The sequence below is a fragment of the uncultured Nostoc sp. genome (genome assembly GCF_964247315.1).
In the GTDB taxonomy this organism is placed as follows: Bacteria; Cyanobacteriota; Cyanobacteriia; order Cyanobacteriales; family Nostocaceae; genus Nostoc.
This window is the reverse complement of the sequence record NZ_CAXTTT010000004.1, coordinates 40,706-47,039: the sequence shown is the minus strand read 5'-3', so window position 1 is coordinate 47,039 and position 6,334 is coordinate 40,706. Positions and strand designations below refer to the sequence as shown.

At 40.2% G+C, this 6,334-nt stretch carries 6 protein-coding genes; 2 read left to right on the top strand and 4 right to left on the bottom strand.

Features of this window, described 5'->3' with window-relative positions; translation table 11 throughout:
* Positions 1 to 2,167, bottom strand: a 2,167-nt coding sequence (locus ACFE93_RS02350) for an NACHT and WD repeat domain-containing protein (RefSeq protein ID WP_375471843.1), incomplete at its 3' end; no start/stop codon positions are given.
* 263 nt (positions 2,168 to 2,430) lie between these two features.
* Between ACFE93_RS02350 and ACFE93_RS02345 the strand changes: the two genes are divergently transcribed.
* Together ACFE93_RS02345 and ACFE93_RS02340 are read left to right on the top strand one after the other, a co-directional pair.
* A complete protein-coding gene (locus ACFE93_RS02345) occupies positions 2,431 to 4,332 on the top strand; it encodes an ArsA family ATPase (RefSeq protein WP_375471842.1) in 1,902 nt (633 codons plus the stop codon).
* A gap of 45 nt (positions 4,333 to 4,377) precedes the next feature.
* Positions 4,378 to 4,662, top strand: coding sequence for a hypothetical protein (locus ACFE93_RS02340; protein ID WP_375471841.1), 285 nt, complete (start codon positions 4,378 to 4,380; stop codon positions 4,660 to 4,662).
* 74 nt (positions 4,663 to 4,736) lie between these two features.
* On the opposite strand, the gene ACFE93_RS02335 is transcribed toward ACFE93_RS02340, so the two are convergent.
* The 3 genes from ACFE93_RS02335 to ACFE93_RS02325 form a co-directional block, all read right to left on the bottom strand.
* Positions 4,737 to 5,429, bottom strand: coding sequence for a DUF6745 domain-containing protein (locus ACFE93_RS02335; protein WP_375471840.1), 693 nt, complete (start codon positions 5,427 to 5,429; stop codon positions 4,737 to 4,739).
* A gap of 92 nt (positions 5,430 to 5,521) precedes the next feature.
* Entirely contained in the window at positions 5,522 to 5,923 is a 402-nt protein-coding gene (locus ACFE93_RS02330; protein ID WP_375471839.1) for a hypothetical protein, read from the bottom strand.
* 12 nt (positions 5,924 to 5,935) lie between these two features.
* Positions 5,936 to 6,244: a hypothetical protein gene (locus tag ACFE93_RS02325; protein ID WP_375471838.1), complete on the bottom strand. Its 309-nt coding sequence runs from the start codon at positions 6,242 to 6,244 to the stop codon at positions 5,936 to 5,938.
* Positions 6,245 to 6,334: the final 90 nt, after the last annotated feature.

Here is a 6,334-nt window from a genome sequence, read left to right as displayed (position 1 = left end):
AATCATTGCTGGCACTGACAATCCACTGACCATCAGGGCTAAAGGCGACAGAATTTACCCAATTCTCATATTTGCGCTGCGATCGCCCGTTGACCCGATCTTGTAGTATTTGATCTAGCTCCCACAAACGCACAGTTTGATCGCCACCACTGACAATCAGCTTGCCATCGGGGCTAAAGGCTAGGGAATTAACCTGTCCTTCATGTCCGCGCCAAGGTTGAGTGATGGGGTTGCCATTGATATTCCACAAGCGTATTGTCCGATCGCAGCTACCACTAATAATAAACTTGCCATCAGGGCTAAACGCTACAGAATTTACATGTCCTTCATGTCCGTGCCAAGGTTGACCGATGGAATTACCTTGGATGTCCCACAACCGCACTGTAGAATCACTACTACCACTGACAATAAACTTGCGATCGGGGCTAAAGGCGACGCAAATAATTTTTGCCTCATGTTTGTGCCAGGGTTGAGTGATGGTGTTACCTTGTAAATCCCACAAGCACACCGTTCCGTCAAAACCAACACTGATAATGCGATCGCCATTTGGGCTAAAGGTGACGGAAATAACTCCTTCCTTGTGTCCGCGCCAAGGTTGAGTAATGGCGTTACCTTCTAAATCCCACAAACACACTGTTCCGTCAAAACCAACACTGACAATGCGATCGCCATTTGGGCTAAAGGCGACGGAAATAATTCCTTCCTCATGTCCCTGCCACGGTTGAGTAATGAGATTACCTTGTAGATCCCATAAACACAAAATTCCGTCAATACTGCCACTAACAATAAACTTGCCATTAGGGTTAAAGGCTATACAATTAACCTCTTGCTCGTGCCCCAACAAAAATTGAGCAGTAGGATTGCCAATGATATTCCACAAGCACACCGTAGAATCACTACTGCCACTGGCAATAAAATTGCCATCAGGACTAAAGGCTACACAACTCACCTCTCCCTCGTGTCCGCGCAAGCTATTTGCCTCTGTGGGTGTGTTCATTGCTTCCTTTAAGCTTCCCAAAACAGAAGCTAGAAGCTGGTTTGGGTATTTCTCTAGATTCTCACCCATTGTTTGAATTGCCAACACCAAACCCTCTAGCGGTTGGACAGGAAGTAAATTCAAAACCCTGGCGGATTGCTCGCGCAGTTTTAATTCAGTCAGTGCAAGGTTTAACTTTTGAATCTCTTGTTCCTGGCGCTCGTGCCATCCAACACTAGTATTAATAAATCGATTAGATTGTTCGCTTAAATAACCAAACGTTTGCTCTTTTATTTCTTTATAAGTCTTTGTTTTCAGAACCCGGTTTGCAAGATTTTCCCTTTTCCACAGCACATCTAAGGTGTATGCCAGAAGTGGTAAATAATCATTTTGTTGGTGAAAATCATGAATAATTTGCTCAACTAATCCTTGTTCAAAGGTAACGCCATTTCTAGCAGCAGGTTCAGCGATCGCTAACTTTAATTCGCCATCGCTCATTCTAGTGAGTATACAGCTATAGCGATCGTGAATCTTCGCAAGTTGGGGATACTCACTAAATCTATCCAAAAAATCAGAGCGCATTGTTAAAACAATTTTGACAGAGCTATCCTGCTGCTGGATCAGTTGAAACAGACTAGCAACAAATTTATCGCGTTCCGGCTTTTGAGTTTTCGTAAATAGTTCTTCAAATTGGTCAATAAAAATCAGAACGCACTGATAATCTTGTTTGAGGAATGTGACAATTTGAATTAGCAAATCTTCTCTAATTTTTCGAGCAATATCGGCTAACTGCGATTTTTTACCATAAGTAAAAGCAAGGCACTGATAAAGAGATTTAAAAGGATTTTCATCTGGGCGAAAACTTATATTAATTAATGAATTTTTATTAGAGCCTAAATAAAAAATTAAGCCTGCCCGAATCAATGATGATTTGCCACTATCTGATGCTCCTAAAAGCAAGAGTACATTATCTTTTTTTAAGCGATCGCCCAGATTAGCAATCCACTCCTCCCGACCAAAAAATTTGTCTTTATCTTTAATTTCAAAAGTTTTTAGTCCTAAGTAGGGAGAGTCTGTTTTGAATGGACAAGGATGAATGTCCTCAGACTTAATGTCAGAAAAAAAGTCGTATTCAGAAATACCTTGGACATTACACCCAATATTTATATCGCCTTCAGAACTGTTAACCATCTTATCTCCTTACCTTTGGACACCTCTGGCTAAATCTTTACCTCAGTTATAGTTCCTCGGCTAACCTTTGTAAGTACCTCAACAAAATTAATTACAAATTCTCTTGTGAAGCTTTCCCTGTCGTCACCCTATAGGATAGAAGTTTTGTAAATCCCATCTGTGAAAGATTAAGGTTTTAAATAGATTTATTCAGCAAAATTACTTAAGTAAATTTCAAAAATATGTAGTAACTTTATCCTAGAACGCCGGAAATGACAAACAGGATGGAACTTTTTGACAACCTACACCTTGCTATGTTTAGCGGCAAAGGTGGAGTCGGAAAAACGACAATCTCCTGCACCTTTGCATGTCGTTGGGCGCAGAAATTTGTCAATGAGCAAATTCTTTTAATCTCAACCGATCCAGCTCACTCTCTTGGAGATGTCTTACAAGTTAGCGTTGATGACATTCCTCGTCCCATAGCGGAACTACCCAATCTACTAGTAAGGGCGTTGGATGCAAAGCGTCTGCTACAAGAGTTTAAAGAACGTTATGGTCAGGTGTTAGAACTGTTAGTAGAGCGCGGTAGTTTTGTTGAAGGAGAAGACTTGCTTCCAGTTTGGGATTTAAATTGGCCTGGACTGGACGAGTTGATGGGCTTGTTAGAGATCCAACGGCTTTTTAACGAGCAGCAGGTAGATCGAGTAGTAGTAGATATGGCTCCTAGCGGTCATACTCTCAATTTGTTTGGATTGATGGACTTTTTAGACACTTTCCTCCACTCTCTTGAACTGTTTCAAGAAAAGCATCGGTATATTAGCAAGACCTTTGCTGGAAGTTACACACCCGATCGCGCTGACGAGTTTTTGCAAACCCTGAAAGCTGAATTGTCGCAAGGTCGTCGTCTGCTTCAAGATCCCACCCATACAGCTTGCTTGTTAGTTGCGATCGCTGAACCAATGAGTTGGTTGGAATCAAAACGATTCCTAGAAGCCTTACAAACCATGCAGGTTCCTTGCGGAGGGTTGTTTGTTAACCAAGTCCTTGCCAGTGCGACTGACCCAGATCGTTACCAAGAACAACAACCGCTCATCAGTCAGTATACGGCTCTTGCTAGCGGAAAGCCGATGTTTATTGTGCCACAGCAAGATGAGGAACCTTTGGGAATTGTAGCCCTGAAGCATCTCATCAACCAAATCCATATTCCTCAGCTGGAACCGCCATCTCCTGTTCATCCACTCCCAATTCAATGGCCTGAAAAAATTCCTCCTAGCTTTGGAGATTTTCTGAGCAAAGGTCGTCGCCTGTTACTAATTGGCGGTAAGGGTGGAGTAGGCAAGACCACAGTAGCAGCTGCGATTGGTTGGGCTATGGCTCAACAATATCCTGAGCGTAAAATTCGCATAGTTTCTATCGATCCAGCCCACTCCTTGGGTGATGCCTTTGGTCTGAGTTTAGGACACGAACCATATCAAATAACTGCCAATCTTCGAGGTCAGGAAGTGGATAGTGATCGCATTCTCGATCGATTCAGAGCCGATTACTTGTGGGAACTGGCCGAAATGATGAGTGGCGAAACCCAAACAAGCGAAGCTATTGAAATGGCCTATGCTCCTGTCGCTTGGCGCAAAATTGTCGAGCAAGCTTTACCAGGGATTGATGAAATGCTTTCCCTGTTAACAGTAATGGAATTGCTAGAACAACAAGAAGAAGACTTGATTATTTTAGACACTGCTCCTACAGGTCATCTTCTGCGTTTTCTAGAAATGCCAACTGCACTGGCAGACTGGCTAGCTTGGATTTTCAAACTCTGGATCAAGTATCAAAATGTCCTTGGTCGTACAGAGTTTATGGGGCGTTTACGAATTTTGCGACAGCGTGTCGTCAAAGCCCAAAAAGTGCTAAAAGACCCACAGCAAGCAGAGTTCATCGGAGTTACGCTTAACCAGGCTAGCGTACTTGCCGAACAACATCGCTTGTTCAAATCTCTGCAAGAAATAGGTGTGAGCCAGAATTACCTTGTTCTCAACCGCTTTACTTCTACAGCAAATATTAATTGCGATCGTGTGAGCCGGAATGATTGCGAGGCAAGTTTTCCAGGTTTGACAATGATTCGCTTACCAGTGCTTCCTCGCTCAGTTCAGCCTTTAGAACGCATTCAAGCAGCAGGAGCCTGTTTATTTTAACTGCTAATTAGACTAAATACTTTCATATCCAAAGAAAAATTTATTATGCAACGCACTCCAAACCGCAGACAAATTCCAGCCAAAATTAGCTCAATGCCTCCTCAACGTTCTCAAGCAAAAGTTTACTTAAATGCTTACAAAATAATGGTAGAAAAAGAGCGTTTAGAGCAGGAACTACAGAAACTCGAGGCACGCCGACATCAGATTCAGCAGCGTCTTGCTATTTTAAATAGTCAAATTATTGATGAAGAAGACAAGACTCACCAGCAAGCAAATACTGACTTAGAGAACAATACACCAAAATTCAACACTATAACACTGGAATACTAAGTACTAAGATTTCAGCTTGTCTATTCTTCGCTACTTCCTTGCGCTGTCGAGATTGTTGTCTCTGATAATGAATTTTATTCTTCGCTTATTATTACACCATGAGAAGCGTATAGGCTAAATCCATCAGCAAATTGCACAGCAGCTTTACCCTCAGCATGAAGTCTTTGTTGATTATCGAAAGAGATTTTAATAGGACGATTGCAAATTATAGCTATTTGCTCAAAAGGGATAATTAAGCCACAATAACTAACTAATGCTTGAAAAATCTGCCAGATTTTCTTGGAATGAGCTAAGTCTAAAATGGAAATGCAAAAGTCAAAGCAACTACCATAGCTTACCCATTGTTCTATTCTCAGCCAAGGCTCATATATATGTTTCTCTATTTCTGAATGCAGCATTACATAAAACCAGATTTTACTAGAAAGTTCTTCTTCTAGCTTTTCTTCCCAAACCTCTAGAAATCTACTGATTTCATATGCACTTCTGTTTATTAATTCTTCTTTGAGTTGCTCTAAAAGCTTGATATTAAATTGGTTAGAGACTCCACGCCCTAGTTTGTAAGATGCTAGTATAATTTCTTTTGCTTCTAGTGGACTATCACAAAAAATCACTTCTGGTTCAGATAAATTAATTAGAGCATAAGCTTGTTTAATAGCATTTTCTGCCTTTTCTTCATCTATTCTTTCAGTAGATAGCGCAATATTTATCCACTTATCTTGATAATGGGGAGCCAAGGCTTTTCGTTCTGGAGTTAAAATTTCAATCATTATATAAAATGTGTAAAAACATGAAGTACAAAAAACAAAAATTTACTGTTGAAGGATTGTTGAAGTTCTTAGTTATACTCAATTCCCTAAAATTAGCCAGATCGCTTCACAAGGAATGGAGAATCGACATCTAAAAGCCAATTCTCATCAATAAATTCTAGATTTTCATTATAAACAAGAACTAATTCACCAAGTTTTTGAGCATTGCTACTTGCAGTTTTCGTATTATCAATAGCATCAGCTATGAGCAAAAACTTTAGTTGTAAAAAACGTTCCTTGTGAGTAACGCCTATTGAACTGCTAACTAATTCGGCTTCTAGGGTACGAGGTAACGTAATTTTCTCATAATATTCATCTTGTTCATCCCAATAACCACACACTTTATAATCACACTGGTCAAGATGTTCTTGAACAAGAAGATTAGCATCTAAGTTTTGTAATATTTCAGTTAAATCTTGCCAAACTTGATGATTTTTTAATTCGAGTCTTGTCATAGTTATGTGGGTTCAATGTTCTGTTACCAAACCAGGGAAGTACAATATACCATCAATGAATTTTGCATGAAATCGGCGGTCGCCACCTTTACCTAAGACTTTAGATTTCAAATCGTAGCCAGATTCTTGGGAAGCCACTAACCCAACATTACCACGAGGAGGTACAAGCCCTTTCTCAATGGCTTTTAAATGTTTCCCCTTCCGATCGTATTTTAGTCCCAGCTTTATTTGTTCACTGCCAAATGAAACTAGCAGACCACTGATTGAAAGATATACAGTATCAGGTTGAATATCTGCCCAATTATCGGGTAAAGCTTCCATTAAATTAATACTTGTATAGTAGAAGCATAATTTACTTAAGTATAATAGCTAACAACATTTTTTAAATTAACGTGAGTCTCCAACGGAGGC